The following is an 18,971-nucleotide window of genomic DNA, read 5'->3' on the forward strand; positions in this document are numbered from 1 at the left end:
CTACCAGCGTTCGAAGATGATTCGGGCCAAACCCGCGTGCTTGCGGCGAAACACCGTGACCGAGACCTGGAGATAGCGCTCGTACCGTTCGGTGGTCTCCTCGCCGACGAGCTCGACCGCCTCGGCCCGGTTCGCCCGCAGTTGATCGAGCCATATCTGGCAGGTCCGCGCGTAGTGCTCGGCGTCGTTGCGGACCGAGATCGGCGAGAGCAGGCCCTGGCTCGCCTCGAACACCTCGGCAAGCCACGGCACCTCCGATTCCGGGAAGATCCACTTGTTGACGCGGATCATCTCCCGCTGGACCGGCCATTCGGCGTCGGTATTGTGCCCGCGCACAATGGTTTGCAGCCCGAGCCGCCCACCCTCGACGAGCCAGTCGCGGCAGCTGGCGAAGAACTGTCGATACGCCTCGACCTTCTCCGCCTTGCTCATCCCGAGATTGGCGAAATGCTCCATCGCGCCGATGGAGACGATGGCGTCATAGGGCTGCTCGGGCCGATGCTCGATCCAGTTCTGCAACCGCAGATCACAACGCTCGTCGGCCCATTCGGCGGCGGAGGCCAGCTGCGCCGCGCTCAGGGTCAAGCCGGTGACGTGTCCGACGTGATGCGTTTCCAGCAGCCGCCGCACCATCGCGCCCCAGCCGAACCCGACATCGAGCACGTGTTTCGCACCGGTGGCGTTGGCTCCCGTCGCCAGGTAGTCGTGTTTGCGTTGCTGGGCGACCTCCAGCGAATCGTCGGCCTCGTCCCACATGGCGCAGGAATAGGTCCGGCTCGGGTCGAGCCACAGTCGGTAGAACTCGTTGCCGACGTCGTAGTGACTCTGGATGGCCTCCGCCGAAGCACCGAGATAGCCCGTCTCCGTGGTCATTTCGTAGCTCCCTGATCGGCGCGGGCGATGCGGCCGAGCCGTTCCATGCGCGCGGCAAGCGTGATGGTGCCCTCCAGCCGGAACGGCGGCGGCTGGCGGCCGTCGACATCGTTGAATCCGAACTTGGCGGCCAGATCGCCGACCGAGAGCCGCGAGCCGGAGTAGGAGGCGAGGTCGGCGTCGGTGCTCAGCGCGGCGATGGCGCGGCCGACATACTCCGGTGAGTGCGCGATCTGGGCCGGACCCTCGCCGACCAATGCCCATGCGGCGGCGACCCGTTCGGTGCGGACGAAACCCGGATGCACGGCCACCGCGGTGACCGGGGTCTTGCGCAGGTCGTAGGCCATGCCGACGACCATCCGGTCGGACGCGGTCTTGGCGACGTCGTACGGCGTCTGGCCGAGATAGACATCGCCGTCGGTGAACGAGATGTTCACGATGAGGCCGGCCTCCGCCTTCATCAGCAAGGGCGCCGCCAGTCTGCTCACCGCGAATTGACCGCGCAGCGATCCGGCGAACAGGTCGTAGCGCCACATCGGCTGCTTCCAGAACGGCGCGTGGAAGGGCGCCTCCTCGCTGAAGCGTTCGTAGCCCGCCCAGGCGTTGTTCACCAGAAGGTCAAGGCACTCTTCGGATTCGGAGATGCGGGTGATCAGCGCGGCATTGTCGGCGTCGTCGGTGTGATCGCAGCGGACCGCGATCCCCTTGCCGCCGCGCGCGGTCACCTGCTCGGCGGCGTCCTCGATGGTGCCTGGCACGCCCTCGGTGGTGCCACCGGCCCTGGTACTGCGGCCGGTGAGGTAGACGGTCGCCCCGCTGTCGCCGAGGGCGAGCGCGATGCCGAGTCCGACACCGCGGCTCGCGCCGGTCACCAAGGCGACCCGATCGGAGAGGTCGGGGGAGCGCCAGCTGCTGTGTGTCGCGTCGCTGTCGGTCAATTCAGCTCCTCTGTGTCGCAGCCGAATCGGCGGATTCACTCGCCCAGTACTTCAGGCTGTTGCGGTAGGCGTCGCGGTCGGACGGAAAGCCGACGCCGAGGCGGTCTTGGAGTTCGGTCTTCGACGAGGGCAATATCCCGCCCGCGGCGAAGGTCATCTCGCTGACGTCGATGAGCACCTTGATGAAGGACTTCGACATCGGGTGCAGTTCCGAAAGTGGCACCGGCAGTGGTGATCTCGGATCAACGATGGGAATGTCGCTGATATCGCGGCCGCTGGAGGCCGCGTGCTCGATCAGGATGTCCCTGCCCTCGGGCACCGTCATGGCGTCCTCGCCGTAGGTGAGCCAGTAGACCTGTCCGCACAGATCGTCGGCCTCCACGGCGCGGGCCACCGCGTCGACGGTGACATCGAGGGGAATGAAATCGAGCCGGTTGGTCGGGTGCGCCGGCAGGTACGGCGCCTTGCCCCGGCAGATGAATTCCGACATGACCTGCACGATCTGCCTTCGGCTGCTTGCACCGGTCATCGAGTCGCCGACCAGGTTGGTCGGCCGGAAGATCGAGTAGGGCACGCCGCTCGCGGCGATCATCCGCTCCGATTCCAACTTCGACCAGATATAGGGGCGAACTACGTTGTCCTGCGCGACATCTCGCAGGTCGGTTCGTTCGATCGCGTGCACGAAGCAGGTGCTGAGGTAGTGCACGGGGGCGCCGGCCCGGTGCGCGAACTCCAGCACGCGCTCGGTGCCGTCGATATTGATATTCTGATACCGGTCCCGAGGTTGGCCCCAGGTGGTCAGCGCGCCCGAGTGGACGATGACGTCGGTGCGCTCAGCGAGCTCGTGCCACTCGGCTTCGGTAAGGCCGAGCCGTGGCTGCGCGAGATCACCGTGCACAACCTCGGTCACATCGGGCAGTTCGGTATCGGCGTGCACGAGCCCGGTGATGTGATGCCCGCGCAATTGGTCGACCAGCGCCCGGCCGATCACCCCGGACGGGCCGGTCACCAGGATGTGTCGTTTCTTGTGTGGTGGAGCTTGATTCATGCGGACTCCGTCTGTTCATCGAGTTGCACGACTGCGACCGGCGTGAACCGCCCTTCGGCAAGCTGCTGCTTGCAGCGGTGGCGCTGGATCTTTCCGCTCGGCGTACGCGGCAGCGCGTTGCGGCGCAGGAACACACACTCATCCAATTCCAGTGCGCCGGTGGACATTGCCGCGCCCGCCGAACACTCCGCCACCGCGCGGTGATCGATGCGCGCACCGCCCGTCTCGAGCAGCAGGGTCAGCCAGGGCTGCCCGGACCGGCTGGAATCGACCAGGGTGGTACAGCCGAACCGCAGCCCGTTCGCCGTCTCGATCGCCGATTCGACTTCTCGCAGATAGACATTGCGGCCACCGACCGAGATCATGTCGTCGCTGCGTCCGACCGGATACAGGTGATCGTCGATGACGAAACCCAGATCGCCGGTGTCGAGGACACCGTCGCGGAAGTGCTCGTCGGTGCGTGCCTTGTCGCCGTAATATCCGGAGGCCAGGGATACCGACCTGAACCGGATCGGCGCGAGCCGCTGTTGGCCCGGTCGCGGTTCGATCAGCTCCATGCCGGGGCACACCGGCCCGGCGGAGACCACCTTGGTCGCCGCGGGATGGTCCGGCTCGACCAGCGACAGCTCGCCCGCGGCCAGCGCGATGGAGTCGACGGTGACGTAGCTCGGCTTGTCGTTGAGTGGCGTCGCGGTGACCGCGAGCGTGCCCTCGGCCAACCCGTAGGCCGGCATCAACGCCTCCCGGCGCAGGCCGAAGCGGCCGAGGCTCTCGACCGCGTCCTCGAGTACCTCCCAGTGCACCCGTTCCGCGCCGATGATCGCCGCTTTCAGCTGCTCGAGTGAACCGGGCAGGGTCTTGGCGCGCAGCACGGTGACCCGCGCGGCCACCTGCAAGGCGGTCGGACTGCCCGCCGTGTAGTGCGCGCCGTAGCGGGCGATGTCCTCGAACCAGGTGCGCGGGGACATCAAAAACCGTTGCGGCGTCGAGTAATACGTCGTGACGTCGTTCCACCAACCGCTCAGCAGGCCGCCGAACAGTCCCATATCGTGCGACCACGGCAGCCAGGAGACGCCGATCTCGCCTGGTTCGGCGACGGTCAGTTTCGCCAGCATGTCGAGCTGCGCCGCGATCGCCCTCGGCGTCAGCATGCAGCCCTTCGGCGTGCCGGTGCTGCCCGAGGAGTATTGGATGAACGCCACGTCGTCGTTGCCTGGCAGCCGTGGTTCTGGGCCGCCTCGATCGATGGCGAGCGACTGGAACGAGCGGGTGCCAACGGTGGCGTGCAACGGGTCGGGCATGCTCGCCAATATCTCTGAATCGGCAAGCAGTACAACGGGTTCGAGTTGATCGCAGATGGCGCGCAGCTGTTCGGCATAGCCGAGCGGGTCGGTGCCGGCCACGCGGACCGGCAGCGACCCGACGGCGGCCCCGCACATCCAGCTCGCGAGCAACGCCCTGGCGGCGCCGGGGCCGTTGGACAGCACGATGGCCACCCTGGTCCCCGGTGCGACGCCGAGGCGCCGCAGCTCGGCGGTGGTTCCCTGCGCCTCGGCGACCAGGTCTGCCCAGGTCACCGAGGAGTAGGAACCGTCGACCCAGAACCGAGCGCACGACTCGAATGATCGCGCGTCGCCAACCAGGTGTTGCCAGAGATCCGGTAGGCCATCGACGGAGGAGGAGGCTGTCATTCCACGTCCGCCACGTCGACCGGGGCCTTGTCTTTGGTGCTCGCCTGCCCGCGCTCGGCCAGTGGACGGGACGGTTGGTGCGGCGCACTGCGCCCGGTGCCGACCCTGGTGAGTCCGTCGGCCCGTTGCTGCAGCTTGACCGGGTCGATCCGGATGACGTCAGAGGCGAGGTGCAGCTTCTCCAGCGAGAAGATGGTCATCGCGCTCAGATCCACCTCCCACCAACGGAATCCGTGGCGCGCCGAGCGTGGGAACGCGTGATGGTTGTTGTGCCACGACTCGCCGAACGACGGGATCGCCAGCCAGGCAACGTTGCGTGACTCGTCGGCGGTGTCGAAGCGGCGCCTGCCGAAGACATGGCCGATGGAATTCACGGCGTAGGTCACATGGTTGCCGATGAACATCCGCACCAGGCCACCCCACAGAATGCCGGTGAGGAACCCGGCCAGCGTTCCGGTCAATGCCAGACCGAGCAGGCCGGGCAGCAGCAGCCCGGCGAGCACCACCGGCAGGAAGTTGATCGACAGGAACCGGATATCGGAATCGCGGCAGAGGTCAGGACAGTAACGGACCGGATCGGAGGTGAGGTCCTTGTCGAAGAGCCAGCCGAGATGGGAATGCCACAGTCCCTTCATCATCCCGACGAAGCCGACCTCGCCGTTGTAATACGGGGAGTGCGGATCGCCAGCCTTATCGGCGACGCGGTGATGGCGCCGGTGATGGGCGACCCAGATCAGCGGCGGACCCTGGCCCGCCATCGCGCCCGCGGTGACGAAGAATATCTTGAGCGGCCGGTTGGTCTTGAACGCGCGGTGCGCGAGCAGCCGGTGGTATCCGATCGAGACGCCGAGGCCGCCGATCACGCTCATGATCACGAATACCACCAGGTCAGCGGGGCCGACCAGGGAATTCCAGAGCAGGATCATCGCCGCTATGACGCCGACGAACGGAAGGATCGATGCCGCGATGATGTAGAAGTAGTGTTCCCGTCCGTTCATTGGGGGACCTCTTCTTCGGACGGGTACTTCTCCGCGAGGATGTCGTTGGCCAGCGCCACCAGCGACCCGAGTGTCTTCACGTCAGCCGCGCGGGCCGGATCGAATTCGATCTCGTAGTCCTCTTCGATTTCGAAGACGACTTCGGCCGTTTGGAGGCTTGACATGCCGAGGTCTTCGAGTGGAGTGTCTTCGGTAAGCACAAGGCCGGCTGGAAAGTGGCCCTTGAGCTTCTGCTTGATCTTCGACTCGATCTCTTCCAGAGTGATCACGGATTGGCCCCTTATCGGTATCGAGGCGCGCATAAAAAATTTTCCGACATTGGAATATCCACATTGCGCACCAGAAATAACAGCAAAGCGGAAGTCGGAAATTAAGTCAGAGAGACCCCCCAGTAAGGCCTGCACTGAATCGCGCTCAACGTGTTACTAGTTGCTGACGACTATCGACTGTTTGATGTCGCGTAAATCACGATACGGCGGCTGCGGAGAACGTGTCAATGGGTCTGCTTTCGATCATTGATCAGTCCTGTTACGCCTCAGCGAATGTAATGTTCTCCAGATAATTGCCAGATAAGCTGTGCGTGCTGCGCAACGCTCCGGTGCAGGTTGGCGCTACCACTGGGCGAATAAGCTGTAGATAGCAAGCTGGAGGCGGTGCGGTCGTGGTTGATGATCATTCGATATGCACGCTTGCGAATATCGGGCTATCTTTCCGGAATGTTCGCTGGGGTAGGTCGCGTATCGAACTTGATACGTCCCATGAATTCGACGACCTTTGGCGTATCTGCCGGTTACGGGTTTGACCTGCATAAATGGTCTGTCTAGCCCACTTATCAGGGGCACGTACGGAAAGCTCGGCCGACGGCAGACTGGGGCAAGTCACTGTTAATTCCGGCCGAAGCTGGGTACCGCGCCAAGGCCGAGACTTTGTGGCAATCCACCCTGGGTATGTGGATAATCCGCGCCGAGTCTGCCGCAGTTGCCGACCGGTCGGTACTCGATCACAATTCAGTCTGATTGCGAGACTGTGCCGGCTATTGTGTGGTACTAAAGTGATCCGATTCGGGATAGCAGAGATCAACTATTGACTTGACGTATGCCCGACTGGTTCACTTCACCAATAGCGGTGCTGCGAATATATTCGTGTGCACTTCAATTCGCGGGGAGGTTGCCATTGTCCGCGCCGTCAAGACCACAAAGCCGACTAATCGTCGTTGTGAGCGACGAGAATAGGGTTGCGCCCGCCGCGGCCCGGGTGCTTATCGATCTTGCGGGTGCGCGGGATGTTCGGATCGCCGCCGAGCCTGCGGCCGCACCGGAAAACGACGAGTACCAGTGCGTACTTGCCCGGGCACACCGATTCCTCGATCAGGTGGCGCCTGCCGATTCCTACGTCTTGATCGAGGCACCGTCGCTGGCGCTTGCCCCCGCCGCGGTCGCCGCCGCCGTCGGTACCGAGCCCGCCGTATTGACGTTGCTGATCGTTGACCACCGCGAGCACCGATACCGTGTCACCGATCCCGCGGTGCTGCAGGACCAGTTGGCCGCGCTGTCCGCCGCGCTGCCCCGCTCCGTCGCGTTCACCGTGGCACCGGCCACCGTGCAGGTATACACCGAGCCGGACATCGACCCGTTCGTCTCGATGGAGTGTTTTACGCCCCGCTGGCCGCCCGACGAGCAGTGGGTGCTGGTCGCCGACATCGCCTGCGCCTTCGTCGATTCCCTGCACGCCGATCTCACCAGCAGACTCAGGGTCGACCCCGGTCCGAGCGCGCTCGGCGCGGCGCTGGCGCAGTTCCTCGACAACGAGGCGGGCGCCGAGTGGGGGCTGCACTACTACACCGGCTCGATCGTGGCGTCGTTCATCGACGGACTGGAACAACACGCACGCGGGCACGGCAATCCGGTGGTCCGTGGCCCGAGCGAGCACAGTCTCGCCTGCTCGGCGCTGGCGCGCTGGACACTGGATCGCGCGCCCTACCTCATTGTGGTGACCAGCGGCATGCACGACGAGTTCCGCGGCACCCTGGCCAATCACCTGCGCGCGCGATCGGCGGGATTCATCGTCTGCGCGGATTCGCGACCGGGACAGTGGTATCCGTTCCAGGGCACCATCCACCACCACGAGGACTCGCGCGCGGCGCTGCGGGCCAAGGGGCTCGCCATGGTCCATATCGGGGTGGCCGCCGATATCGCCCGCGGCCTCGCCGAGGCGTTCGCGCTCTATCGCAGTGGTCGCGGCCCGGTGATGATCATCGCGTCGCGAGATGTGTTGCGGGTCAGCGGCGATATCGGCCCGGTCGAGATCGAGGCCGCGGCACCCCTGCCCGACCAGGCACCGCTGGTCGAGGCGATTCGCCCCTCCGCGGTGGACCAATTGGTGAGCCTGGTGAACTCGGCGCCCAAGCGGTTGCTGTGGCAGCCAGCCCAATTGAGCGACGACGGACGCGCACTGGTCTACGAGCTCGCGTCGAAAGCGGGCATCGCGCTGGCCGATTCGCTCGCGAAACCCGGTGCCGTCGGCGCGTATCACCGGGGCAGGCGGGTGCCCGAATTCCTCGGCACCATGAGCCTTTACGGCTATTCGTCGCGGGTCTACGAGTACCTGCACGCCGACGGCCGCGTGCGCCCCGCGCGCGAACAGGCGCTGCTGTTCATCGACACGCCGATCGCTGAGATCGACACACCGTTCTCCGAGTCGGTGCTGCGCCGGATCGCCCCGGCCCAGATCATCGCCGACGAGCGTGACCGCGCGCCGTTCGCCGACCTCGTCGTACACGGTGAGACCGAGAAGGTGCTGCGGGCCATCGCCGATCGCCTCGACGTCGACCCGACGGTCCTCGCGCTGCGCCGGGCCGCCATCGACGCGACCGTCGACTCGCCCTCGGATGTTGTTGGCCTGCTACCGATTCGGCCGATGACGATCAACTACTTCTGCCGCAGACTGCGCGGCGAGCTCACCCGCCTCATCGAAGAAGACGGCTACCGCTACGCCGGGGTCTACGACGTCGGCCGCGCCGGGCTCTCCGCCACCTGCAACCTGCCGAGGACCGGCGTCGGCTATTCGGGCTGGTTCGGCCGCGCGCTGATGGGCGACGCCCTGCAGGCGCTGCCCGGCGTGCTGACCCGGCGCGACGAGAACGTCCTCGCCTTCATCGGCGACGGTGCCGCCGCGCTGACGCCGGATATCCTCCCGTCCCTGGTGCAGCAGATCGCGGTGGACGGCTCGCGGTTTCAGCGGAACCTGAGCATCTTTCGTTTCGTCAACGGCGGCCATTCGGTCATCCGCACCTATCGGGAGAGCAACGAGCTGTCGGCGGTGAGCACGCAGACCGGTGTGCTGAGCTTCGCCGACGGTGACTGGGACCGCTCGGTCGGTCCGTTGTCCGTGCGCCATCGGCGGGTGGCGTCCTTCGGCGACATCGATATCGCCCGGTTCTCGCACCGGGGAAGCATTGATCTATACAGCGTGCTCGTCGGCCACAGCAATGAGGGCGACGGGCTGAGTGTGCTGTCGGCCTTCGGTTGGCAGCGCGACGAACTGTCTAGCAGGACACTGTCTTTGGCTGGTGTGCTGCCGGATCGGAGGCAGTGATGAAGTTCGGTTTCCTTGTCCATCCCGTATCGGGTCAGCAGCAGAACATGGTGCGGGCGGCGACGCTGCTCGGTTCGACGATGGCGGGCCGCACCGGCCGGAGCTGGAATCCGCGGTTCCTTCCGGTGCCGTCGTTCGGCCGTGTCGTTTCGGCGACGGGCGCGACCTGCACGGGCGAGGTGCGGTATATCCCGTACACCGCCGAAGACCTGCTCGGCAACGTGTCGGACTCGGTCTCTTACGTCGTCGACCAGGTGCGTCAACTCCGGGCCGGCGGTGCCGACCTCGTCGGGCTCGGCGGCGCGACGTCGATCATCGGCAACCGCGGTCTTCGCATCGCCGACCAGGTCAATGTCCGTGTGACAAGCGGCAATTCGCTCACCGCGTACGCCGCGCACACGATGCTGCACCAGGTGCTCGACACCCTCGGTGAGCGGATCGAGGACGCGGCCATCGGCGTCGTCGGCGCGCCGGGTTCGATCGCGTCGGTGCTGGCGAGGATGCTGCTCGATGACGGCGCCACCGTGCTGCTGAGCTGCCGCAAGGGCCGCGTCGATCCGAAGCGGCTGCTCGCCGGATTCCCGCAGGAGCATCGAGATCGGGTGCGGATCACCGATGATCTCGCCGTGTGCCTTGCCAGCAGCGATATCGTGGTCGCGGCCTCGTCGACGGGCTCGATCATCGATGAGTCGGCGTTGCGGCCGGGCACGATCGTGCTCGATGTCGCGCTGCCCCGAGATGTGGTCAGGGCCGAGCGCCCGCGTGCCGATGTGCTGATCCTCGATGGCGGCCTGATGTCGACGTCGAGCGCGGTGCTGGGCGGCGGCTTCGGCCTCTCCGAACAGCTGAATGGTTGTCTCGCCGAGACGATCGTGCTCGCCCTGTCGGGGCGAGCCGAATCTTATTCGCTAGGAAAGGATCTCAGCGCGGCACGGGTCGCCGAGATCGGTGCGCTCGCGGCGGGACACGGCTTCCTGGTGGCCCGGCCGGCGAGCCTCGGCCGACCGATCGAGCCGGATCGCATCCTCGACTTCGCCGGTGTCCGTGGCACCGGTTCGCGGCCGACGGTCGACGAAACCGCCCTCGCCAAAAGGCGTTTCGCGAAATACGTGAATCCTCCGGTCAGCGCGATGTACGCGGTCCACAACATCGACAGGGTGTTCACCTCCGGCCTCGGTGCCACGCTGACCACCGCCGACGGCACCGACTATCTCGACTTCGTCGCGGGCTACGGCTGTTTGAACACCGGGCACAACCATCCGGTGATAACCAAGGCGGCCAGGACGTTCCTCAGTAGCGGTGAGCCCACTTTCGTCCAGTACACGTCGGTGCCGGCACGGACAAGTGAACTCGCCGAACGGCTGTGCCACCTCGCGCCCGGCGATATGGCGCGGGTCTACTTCAGCAACTCCGGCACCGAGGCGGTCGAAGCCGCGTTGAAGATGGCGCGGGCGGCGACCGGCCGGACCCGAATTGTGTACGCCGAGAACAGTTATCACGGCAAGACCCTCGGCGCGCTCTCGGTGACCGGCCGGGAGGCGCACCGGGCACAGTTCCAGCCGTTGCTGCCGGACTGCGTCGGCGTCGCCTACGGCGACGAGGCGGCGTTGCGCGCGGCGATCGAGGGCGCCGCGGCCTTCATCATCGAACCGGTGCAGGGCGAGGGCGGCGTAATCCCCGCTCCGCAGGGCTATCTCGCCGCCGCGGCGCGCATCTGCCGGGAGGCGAACGCGCTGTTCATCGTCGACGAGATCCAGACCGGACTCGGCCGCACCGGCACCATGTTCGCCTGTGAGTCCCATCTGGTCGAGCCGGACGTGCTCTGCATCGCGAAGTCGCTGTCCGGCGGTCTGGTGCCGATCGGTGCGACGCTGGCCACCGCCGAGGTCTGGGATGCCGCCTACGATTCGCCGACGCGGGCGATCGCACACACCTCGACCTTCGGTGGCGGAAACTTCGCCTCCGCAGTGGGTCTCGCGACATTGGACGTGCTGATCGCCGAACAGCTGCCCGCCCGCGCCGATCGGCTCGGCAAGCGACTGCGCGAGGGACTCGCGCAGGTCTGCGCTCCGTTCGACTTCATCGCCGAGGTGCGCGGCGTCGGCCTGATGAACGCGATCGCGTTCGATCCAGCCTTCCTCGCCGGCGCGACCCAGGCGGCGGTCGCCGAAGCGCTGACCAGGCTGCCCGGCGGCATGCGGGAATTCGCTGCGACGCTGCCGGATTCGGTGCGCGACAGCCTGCAGCAGGCGGGCACCGCCGTCGAACAGGCGTTGAGTGATCTGCTGTGTATGCGATTCGTCTCCGCGCTGGGTTCCGAGCACCAGATACTGACCTTCATCACCGCGAACAGCAACCAGGTCATGCGAATTCAGCCACCGCTGGTGCTGACCGAAGACGATATCGACAAGTTCATCACGGCCACCGGCGAGGTGTGTGCGTCCATGCAGCACAAGCTCGGCAGTTGATCTCCCGCCGACTGCCGCGAGCACCCGCCACACCCGAACACGGAGGACAATCATGGACCGCGAACTCATCCAACAGCGTGTCACCAAGATGCTCAGCGAAACTTTGGACATGTCGGAAGACGAAGTGAGCGATCAGCAGATCGATCTGCGCGATGATCTGGGTATGGATTCCATCGACTTCGTCGATCTCATCGAGCTGCTCGAAGGTCAACTCGGCCAGACCGTCGAACGTGAGCAGTTGACGGACGTGCGCACCATCAGCGATGTAGTGGATCTGGTCGGCGATCTGATGTCCAAGCGTGATGTAGCGACCCCCGGTACCGCCCAGTGACCGGAGAACCAAACGTCTTGTCCGCCGATCCAGAACCGGACGACGGCCTCGGGCCGCTCGCCAGTGGCTGGCCGACGGTTGTCTCGGACTTCGCCGCCCGCAACAGATGGCGGATCGTCGCGGTCTGGGTGGTACTGCTCGGCATCGGCGCGGTCAGCGGGCTGACGCTGTTCGGATCGCTGCAGAGTGGCGGCTGGGATGTCGCGGGCTCCGGCACCGTCGCGGTGCGCGAACTGCTGTCCGAGGGCCTGCAGGGGCGCGGGACGACAACGGCGGCGCTGGTGGTGCACGATCGCGAGAACACCGCGGCCGCACCGGCTTTCGACCAGCGCACCCGCGAAGTCTTCGATACCGTGCTCGCCGATTCCCGGCTTCGGGCCGAGAGCAGCTTCGGCTGGAGCACGCTGTCACCGTTGAACCGGGGCACCTTCCTCGGCGCGGACCGCGCGACGGTGGTGACCTCCATCGGATCCGGCCTCAACGATGACGAGGCGACCAAAGACCTGCCGAACGTGCAGAAGGATCTGGTCAAACGCTTCGACTCGCAAGGGCTCGACGTAGCCCTGGTGAATGTGCAGATCTTCCAGGGCGCGATCAACGAGGAGGTGGTGATCAGCCTGGTGCGCGCCGAGGCGATCGCGCTGCCGCTGGTCGCTCTCGTCCTGCTGTTGCTGTTCCGCAGCGTGGTCGCCGCGCTCGCCGCGATGGCAACGACATTGACCAGCGTGGTTTTCGCGCTCGGCGTCCTCGGGTTCATCGCCCCGCACGTCGAGCTGTCCATCTTCGTGCAGAACATCGTGCTCATGTTCGGCCTCGGTGTCGGGGTGGACTACTCGCTGATCATGATCAAACGCTTCAAAGAGGAGTTGGCGATCGGGCGTGACGTGCGCTCGGCGGTCGCCACCACGCTCGGCACGTCCGGGCACACCGTGATCGCGTCCGGCGTGACGATCATCGTCGCGGCCGCGGCGCTGTTCGTGGTTCGGTTGAACGCGATCGTGTCACTCGCCGCCGGTGCCGCGCTCGTCGTCGCCCTCTCGGTGCTGATCTCGATCATGCTCACGCCGGTGCTGCTGCATCTGCTCGGCCACCGGATCAACGCGGGCCGGGTGCGACTGCCAGGCGGGGTCGGCGGCGTCGAGTCCGCGACCAACGAGGAGTTGGCCACCCACCGCTGGTACCGCATGGCATTGGCAGTGATGCGGCGGCCGGTGGTTTCGCTGATCGCGGGGGCGGCGGTGCTGCTCGCGCTCGCGATCCCGGCGGCAAGCATGACGCTGTCGCTGCCCGACCCGCGGATTCTGTCGTCGAGTTCGTCGATCCGGCTCGGCTTCGATCACATGTCCGACCAGTTCGGTCCTGGTGTCGCCTTGCCGATCCAGGTCGTGATCAGCAGCCAGGCGCCGCTGACCGACCCGGCTGTCGCGGGCGCGCTGACCAGCTTCGTCGACGACGTCACGGCGATACCCGATGTGGCAAGGGTGAATTCGGCGTTGACCGTGCTGCGCCAGGTCTCCGCGACCGATCCGCTCGCGGCGCTGGCACCGGCGGCGTTCGATCGACTGCCCGCGGACGCGAAGCAGGGCGTGCGCTACTTCATCTCCGACGACGATCACCACTTCGTCGTCGAGATTTCCGGAAAGCACGATGCGGCGGATCGGGACACCCATCGGATCTTGGAACTGGTCACCCAACGGATGGGGCAGTTGCCCGCCCCGCTGACGGCCGAGGTCGGTGGCGCGACGCAGCGCGCCGAGGACGTGAACCGGGTGATCTCGGACGCGTTGCCGCTGGTGATCGGCCTGATGCTGATCGCGGTCTACACCGTGCTGCTGCTGTCGTTCCGTTCGGTGTTCCTGCCGCTGAAAGCCATTGCGATGAACGCGCTTTCGGTCGGCGCGACGTTCGGGGTGCTGGTCATGATCTTCCAGTACGGGTGGGGCGCCGGGCCGGTCTTCGATCAGTCCGGCTATCTGGTCGCGTTCGTCCCGCCGCTGGTACTTGCCATGATCGTCGGCCTGAGTACCGACTACGAGGTGTTCCTGTTGAGCCGGGTCAGGGAGGAGTACCGCGCCGGTAGTGACAACGAACTCGCCGTTGCTCGCGGCATGGCGCGCACTGCGCCGCTCATCACCGGTGCCGCGACGTTGATGATCGTCGTCTTCGCGGCCTTCGGTATCGCGGGGAACATGCTGATGCAACAGATGGGCATCGGCCTTGCTGTCGCCGTCGCACTGGACGCGACGCTGGTGCGGATCGTCATCGTGCCGGCGGCGATGAAGTTGATGGGCCGGTGGAACTGGTGGCCGTCGGGCGCACGAGTGTCCGGCGTCGGCACCGAAAAGGGGAGCGCACGTGCCACCAACCAATGACAGTTATGACGTCCTCGTTGTCGGCGCGGGCATGGGCGGGATCTGCGCCGCGGTGTTGCTCGCCGAGCGCGGATACCGGACCTTGCTCGTGGAACGACTCGACCGGATCGGCGGCCGCGCCTCGACCGAGGAGATCGACGGATTCCTGGTCAATACCGGTGCGGCCGCCTTCGAATTCGGTGGCGCACTGGAGGAGCTGTGCGGCACGGTCGGCGTGACGTACGGCGCCACCGCGCCGACCGACCAGGCTGTGCGGGTACCCAAGCGCAGCGTTGTGCTGCGGTTGGGGCCCGTGACGGTGAACCTCACCCCGGTCATCGGCGGCTGGGCCAACGGTATGTTGCGCTGGATCTGCAAGGTGAGCTTGGCCCGGCTGCCTCGGGCATCGGCGAAGCGTGGCCTGCGCACCGACGAGCTGACCTTCGAGGCGTGGCTGAGCCGATTCACCAAGAACAAACAGCTCCACGCGATGCTGCGCAATCCGCTTGCCTCGTTCTTCGTCACCGACGAGCACGAGTTGCCCGCCGCGGCCGTGTTCACCTTCTTCTCGGAGAAGACCGGACTGCGCAAGTTCGGCTTCCATCCGGCGGGCAGCATCGGGGTCGCTCGGGCGTTGACCGACCGATTCCTCGAGCTGGGCGGCCAACTGTCGACCGCCACCGAGGTGCGCGGCCTTCGGGTCGAGGACGGCCTGGTCACCGGGGCGGTGCTGGTCAAGGACGGGGCCGAGGTCGACATCGACTGTGCCATCGCGATCAGCGATACCGGCCCGCGCAACACCGTCGAATTGGTTGGGGCGCAACACTTTACGCCGGAGTACCTGAAGGCGGTACAGGAGACAAGGGCCGCGGCGCTGATGGCGGTCAACTTCGCCACCCGAAAACCGTTGGGGCGCTTCGGTGCGATGACCTTCGGCCGGACCAAGCACGGCAGGTTGCTCGAGGTCATCAACTTCACCGCCACCTGCCCGGAGATGGCTCCCGAGGGCTGGCATCTCTACGTCGGCTGGGGATTACCGGCCACGGTGGCCGGTGATTTCGACAGTGCGCGCGAGTCCGAGCTGCTCATCGAGGATCTGCGGGCCATGTTTCCCGCGTTCGGTGAGGCGCGGGTGTTGTCGGTCGCGGTCAACCGCGATGCCTGGCCGGGCCAGCACGCGGCGCCAGGGACCGATATCGCGCGCGGCACACCCATCGCCAATCTGTGGAACGTCGGCGATGGGGTGAAGGACTTCGGGGACGGCGGCATGGAGTCGGTCGCCAAGACGTCGTGCGCGGTGGTCGAGGAGATCGTGGCGAGCAAGGCCGTCGGATCGCGGAGCTGAACGGCGCTATTGCCGGTTTTGGGAAGTCTTAAGGACTTGAAAAGCGGTGGCGGGGATGCTGCTGCACTATGAGCACTGTTGCGGCGGTTGGCGGCTTCGGCGTCGCGGGGTTGGGCGGCGGCGGCTTCGGTGTCGCGCGGTTCGGTCTGAAGCGGCTGTTCGGTTTCTCGGATGCCGCGCGCGGCGAGCACCTGCGGTTACCCGCGCGAGCGAGCGGTACGGTCGTCACCGGCGGGTGGGCGCGGAAGAAGGTAGCGATGGAGCCGGACGGGTTGGGCGTATTCGTGGCGCATCGTCCCCGGCTGTTCGCACTCGCGTACCGGATGCTCGGGTCGGCCGGTGAGGCCGAAGACGCCGTGCAGGAGACCTATCTGCGCTGGGATGGCGCCGATCGTGACCGAATCCGTTCCGCCGAGGCCTGGTTGACCACCGTGCTGGTGAATCTGTGCCGCACCTGGCTGGTTTCGGCGCGGGCGCGCAGGGAGACCTACGTCGGGCCGTGGCTGCCCGAGCCGGTGTCCACCGCGCGCGGTGAGCTCGGTCCGCTGGAGACCGTCGAAGAGCGCGAGCTGGTTTCGTTCGCGCTGCTGACCACGATGGAGCGGTTGAGTCCGGTGGAGCGGGCGGTGTTCGTGCTGCGCGAGGCGTTCGGCTACGCCCATCGCGAGATCGCCGACATGCTCACCATCACCGAGGCCAACTCGCAGCAGATCTACCGGCGGGCCGGGGTGCGGGTGCGGGAAGGCCGGGCGCGCTTCGACATTCCGAGCGAGTACGCGGGCGAGTTGATCAAGCGGTTCCTGAAGGCGGCGCGTACCGGGGATGTCGAATCGCTGGAGCAGATGCTGACCGCCGATGTCGTCTCGATCGCGGACGGCGGTGGTCAGATCAACGCGGCCAAGGTCCCGGTCGTCGGTGCGAAGAAGGTCGCGCGATACCTGTGCGGCCTGTTCCGGTGGGAGGTGCCCGGGTTGGAGCTGTTCATCGAGGAGGTCAACGGCGCGCCCGCCGCGGTGGCCAGGGTGGACGGCGTGCCGCTGCTCGTCGCCGGGGTTGAGCTGGTCGATGGCGCGGTCGCCACGCTGCGGCTGGTCGTGAATCCCGAGAAGCTGGCCTATTTCGCCAGGTCTGCGGGGGCTTCGAAGTAGTTTTCGGCGAGAGTGACGTGCTTCACGGCGCGTAGTTGTCAGGGATGGTTGCGCTGTCCGGTCTGAAGGGTGTCGGCCGATCGAAAAGGAGCCACATCATGACCGGACAGCATCGGATCGTCGTCCTCGGCGCGGGGTACGCGGGCCTGGCGGCAGCCGGGCGCCTCGTGCGCACGGCGCGCGGGGCCGAGATCACCGTCGTCGACGCACGCGCCCGCTTCGTCGAGCGGGTACGGCTGCATCAACAGGCGGCCGGACAACAGATTTCGGCATGGGATCTGCGAGAAATATTGGAAAGCAAGAAGATTCGCTTCGTCAACGCGCGTGCGAGCGAGATCGATACCGAGGACAAGCGGGTATTGCTTGACACCGCAACGGTTCTCGACTACGACACCCTCGTGTACGCACTGGGCAGCATCGCCGATCAGAACGGTGTCCCGGGTGTGGCGGAGCACGCCCACTCGGTCTCGACACCCGAGGACGCGGACCGCTTCACGGCGCCCGGTGGGGCCGTCGTCGTGGTCGGTGCCGGCGCCACCGGGATCGAACTGGCCGCAGAACTCGCTGAGTCACAACCGGATTCGCGCGTGTCGTTGCTCAGCCCGGAGGAACCGGGTGCGTGGCTGTCGCCGCGGGCGCAGGCGCATATTCGCCGGGTGCTCGAGCGGCTCGGCGTCGAGATCCGCTCGGATGCCAAGGTGATCGAGGTGACCGAGGGCGGGGTGCGGCTGGCCGACGGGTCGTTGATCGGGTCCGCCGCGACCGTGTGGACCGCCGGCTTCGCCGTGCCGGATCTGGCGGCGCGAGCGGGCCTTTCGGTCGACGGCGCAGGCCGGGTACTGACCGACGCGTCGCTGCGGTCCGTCTCGCATCCGGACGTGTACGCGGCGGGCGACAGTGCCGTGATCGCGGGTCCAGGCGGCCGGGAACTGCGGATGGCTTGCGCGACCGCGCTGCCCACCGGCACGTACGCGGCCGACGCCGTTGCCGCGCGGTTGCGCGGAGCGGAGCCGGGGCGGCTGCGGTACCGGTTCGTGCTGCAGTGCCTGAGCCTCGGCCGCCGGGACGGTCTCATCCAGTTCCTGCACGCCGACGATTCGCCGGGACGCATCGTGCTGACCGGCCGGACGGCGGCCTGGGTGAAAGAGCTGATCGTGCGTGGCGCAGGGTGGGTAGCCCGGCGCTGAATTCGCTTGTCGCCGAGCTGTTTCCGGTGCTGGTGCGCTTATCCGGCACCGGAGTCCGATAACGGATCCGGCTTCGTCAACTCGGGGTTGACGAAGCCGGATCGTCAACCTATCGTTGACGCATGACCTCTCCATACCGCCTCGACGATCTGATCGACGGCATCAAGAAAGCCCGCCCCGACAACGTGCTCGACCAACTGTCCGACGCCGTGGTCACCGGCAATCACCTCGGTGAACTGGCCGACCATCTGATCGGCCACTTCGTCGACCAGGCCCGCCGTGCTGGCGCATCGTGGACCGATATCGGCGTCAGCATGGGCGTCACCAAACAGGCCGCGCAGAAGCGTTTCGTGCCGAAGGGGCCCGGCGATGTGAGCCAAGCCGCCCAGATGGACCCAAGCGCGGGTTTCGCCAGGTACACCGACCGGGCCCGTTCGGTCATCGTCGCGGCGCAAGAAGCCGCCCGTGCCTGCGAGAACGCGGCGATCGGTACTCCGCACCTTGTGCTCGGTCTGCTGGCCGAACCCAACGGCATCGGTGTGAAAGAGATCCTCACCAGCGGCATCACCCTGGAAGCGGTTCGTGACGCCGCGACCGCCGCGCTGCCCGCCCGCTCCGACAACATTCCCGCGCTCATCCCGTTCGACCCGGAGGCCAAGAAGGTCCTCGAACTGACCTTCCGCGAGGCACTTCGCCTCGGCCACAACTACGTCGGCACCGAACACATCCTGCTCGCCCTGCTCGAGCAGGAGAACGGCACCGGCCTGCTCACCGGGCTCGGCATGGACAAGACGAAGACCGAAGCCCATATCGTCGAGCTGCTGTCCGTGTACTACTCCGACAAGTCATGAGGCGAGGGTGGGCCCGGATTCGCCGCGCCCGCCTCGGATTTCGTGCGGTCAACACCGCACGGGTGCGTCGGCGGCGATTGGTTCACTCGCGGGGCGCGTCGACCGATCGGCGCTCGCCATCGGTCGAGCAGCGCCCGGTCGGCATGCC

The 18,971-nt window shown here is 66.4% G+C and carries 14 protein-coding genes; 8 read left to right on the forward strand and 6 right to left on the reverse strand.

Annotation, left to right across the window (positions count from 1 at the left end):
* The 6 genes from OG203_RS28190 to OG203_RS28215 are packed head-to-tail and all read right to left on the reverse strand — an operon-like array spanning position 1 to position 5,817.
* Entirely contained in the window at positions 1 to 873 is an 873-nt protein-coding gene (locus OG203_RS28190) for a class I SAM-dependent methyltransferase (RefSeq protein ID WP_405160281.1), read from the reverse strand.
* Positions 870 to 1,811 (reverse strand): SDR family NAD(P)-dependent oxidoreductase, encoded by a 942-nt coding sequence (locus tag OG203_RS28195; protein ID WP_405160282.1) that lies wholly within the window; start codon positions 1,809 to 1,811, stop codon positions 870 to 872. Before OG203_RS28195 ends, OG203_RS28190 begins: the two co-directional genes overlap by 4 nt.
* A gap of 1 nt (position 1,812) precedes the next feature.
* Positions 1,813 to 2,859: an SDR family oxidoreductase gene (locus OG203_RS28200; RefSeq protein ID WP_405160283.1), complete on the reverse strand. Its 1,047-nt coding sequence runs from the start codon at positions 2,857 to 2,859 to the stop codon at positions 1,813 to 1,815.
* On the reverse strand, positions 2,856 to 4,550 hold the full coding sequence (locus tag OG203_RS28205) for an AMP-binding protein (protein WP_405160284.1): 1,695 nt from the start codon (positions 4,548 to 4,550) through the stop codon (positions 2,856 to 2,858). The genes OG203_RS28200 and OG203_RS28205 overlap by 4 nt, the downstream gene beginning before the upstream one ends.
* Positions 4,547 to 5,548 carry an acyl-CoA desaturase gene (locus OG203_RS28210; RefSeq protein WP_405160285.1) on the reverse strand — a complete coding sequence of 334 codons (1,002 nt, stop codon included), beginning with the start codon at positions 5,546 to 5,548 and terminating at the stop codon, positions 4,547 to 4,549. The genes OG203_RS28205 and OG203_RS28210 overlap by 4 nt, the downstream gene beginning before the upstream one ends.
* Complete coding sequence (locus OG203_RS28215; protein ID WP_405160286.1) at positions 5,545 to 5,817, reverse strand: acyl carrier protein; 273 nt, start codon at positions 5,815 to 5,817, stop codon at positions 5,545 to 5,547. The genes OG203_RS28210 and OG203_RS28215 overlap by 4 nt, the downstream gene beginning before the upstream one ends.
* Before the next feature lie 946 nt (positions 5,818 to 6,763).
* Between OG203_RS28215 and OG203_RS28220 the strand changes: the two genes are divergently transcribed.
* From OG203_RS28220 to OG203_RS28255, 8 genes are all read left to right on the forward strand, one after another.
* Positions 6,764 to 9,142, forward strand: a complete 2,379-nt coding sequence (locus OG203_RS28220) for a hypothetical protein (RefSeq protein WP_405160287.1) — start codon at positions 6,764 to 6,766, stop codon at positions 9,140 to 9,142.
* Complete coding sequence (locus OG203_RS28225) at positions 9,142 to 11,610, forward strand: aminotransferase class III-fold pyridoxal phosphate-dependent enzyme (RefSeq protein WP_405160288.1); 2,469 nt, start codon at positions 9,142 to 9,144, stop codon at positions 11,608 to 11,610. Before OG203_RS28220 ends, OG203_RS28225 begins: the two co-directional genes overlap by 1 nt.
* Before the next feature lie 52 nt (positions 11,611 to 11,662).
* Entirely contained in the window at positions 11,663 to 11,941 is a 279-nt protein-coding gene (locus OG203_RS28230; RefSeq protein WP_405160289.1) for an acyl carrier protein, read from the forward strand.
* The gene (locus OG203_RS28235) at positions 11,938 to 14,313 is read left to right on the forward strand and encodes an MMPL family transporter (RefSeq protein WP_405160290.1); all 2,376 of its coding nucleotides are present in this window, start codon (positions 11,938 to 11,940) and stop codon (positions 14,311 to 14,313) included. Before OG203_RS28230 ends, OG203_RS28235 begins: the two co-directional genes overlap by 4 nt.
* Positions 14,297 to 15,637 carry a phytoene desaturase family protein gene (locus OG203_RS28240; protein WP_405160291.1) on the forward strand — a complete coding sequence of 447 codons (1,341 nt, stop codon included), beginning with the start codon at positions 14,297 to 14,299 and terminating at the stop codon, positions 15,635 to 15,637. The genes OG203_RS28235 and OG203_RS28240 overlap by 17 nt, the downstream gene beginning before the upstream one ends.
* A 257-nt stretch (positions 15,638 to 15,894) precedes the next feature.
* A complete protein-coding gene (locus tag OG203_RS28245) occupies positions 15,895 to 16,785 on the forward strand; it encodes an RNA polymerase sigma-70 factor (RefSeq protein WP_405168030.1) in 891 nt (296 codons plus the stop codon).
* Between the two features lie 98 nt (positions 16,786 to 16,883).
* Positions 16,884 to 17,972 carry an NAD(P)/FAD-dependent oxidoreductase gene (locus OG203_RS28250; protein ID WP_405160292.1) on the forward strand — a complete coding sequence of 363 codons (1,089 nt, stop codon included), beginning with the start codon at positions 16,884 to 16,886 and terminating at the stop codon, positions 17,970 to 17,972.
* Between the two features lie 122 nt (positions 17,973 to 18,094).
* Complete coding sequence (locus tag OG203_RS28255) at positions 18,095 to 18,823, forward strand: Clp protease N-terminal domain-containing protein (RefSeq protein WP_405160293.1); 729 nt, start codon at positions 18,095 to 18,097, stop codon at positions 18,821 to 18,823.
* Positions 18,824 to 18,971 lie beyond the last annotated feature (148 nt).

The sequence above is a fragment of the Nocardia sp. NBC_01499 genome (assembly GCF_045040275.1).
GTDB lineage: Bacteria > Actinomycetota > Actinomycetes > Mycobacteriales > Mycobacteriaceae > Nocardia.

Bases quoted from the DNA above. Each gene is read 5' to 3' on its own strand.
- OG203_RS28250 (WP_405160292.1), top strand. From the start codon at position 16,884: ATGACCGGACAGCATCGGATCGTCGTCCTCGGCGCGGGGTACGCGGGC.
- OG203_RS28200 (WP_405160283.1), bottom strand. From the start codon at position 2,859: ATGAATCAAGCTCCACCACACAAGAAACGACACATCCTGGTGACCGGC.
- OG203_RS28225 (WP_405160288.1), top strand. From the start codon at position 9,142: ATGAAGTTCGGTTTCCTTGTCCATCCCGTATCGGGTCAGCAGCAGAAC.
- OG203_RS28255 (WP_405160293.1), top strand. From the start codon at position 18,095: ATGACCTCTCCATACCGCCTCGACGATCTGATCGACGGCATCAAGAAA.
- OG203_RS28210 (WP_405160285.1), bottom strand. From the start codon at position 5,548: ATGAACGGACGGGAACACTACTTCTACATCATCGCGGCATCGATCCTT.
- OG203_RS28205 (WP_405160284.1), bottom strand. From the start codon at position 4,550: ATGACAGCCTCCTCCTCCGTCGATGGCCTACCGGATCTCTGGCAACAC.
- OG203_RS28230 (WP_405160289.1), top strand. From the start codon at position 11,663: ATGGACCGCGAACTCATCCAACAGCGTGTCACCAAGATGCTCAGCGAA.
- OG203_RS28245 (WP_405168030.1), top strand. From the start codon at position 15,895: ATGGAGCCGGACGGGTTGGGCGTATTCGTGGCGCATCGTCCCCGGCTG.
- OG203_RS28190 (WP_405160281.1), bottom strand. From the start codon at position 873: ATGACCACGGAGACGGGCTATCTCGGTGCTTCGGCGGAGGCCATCCAG.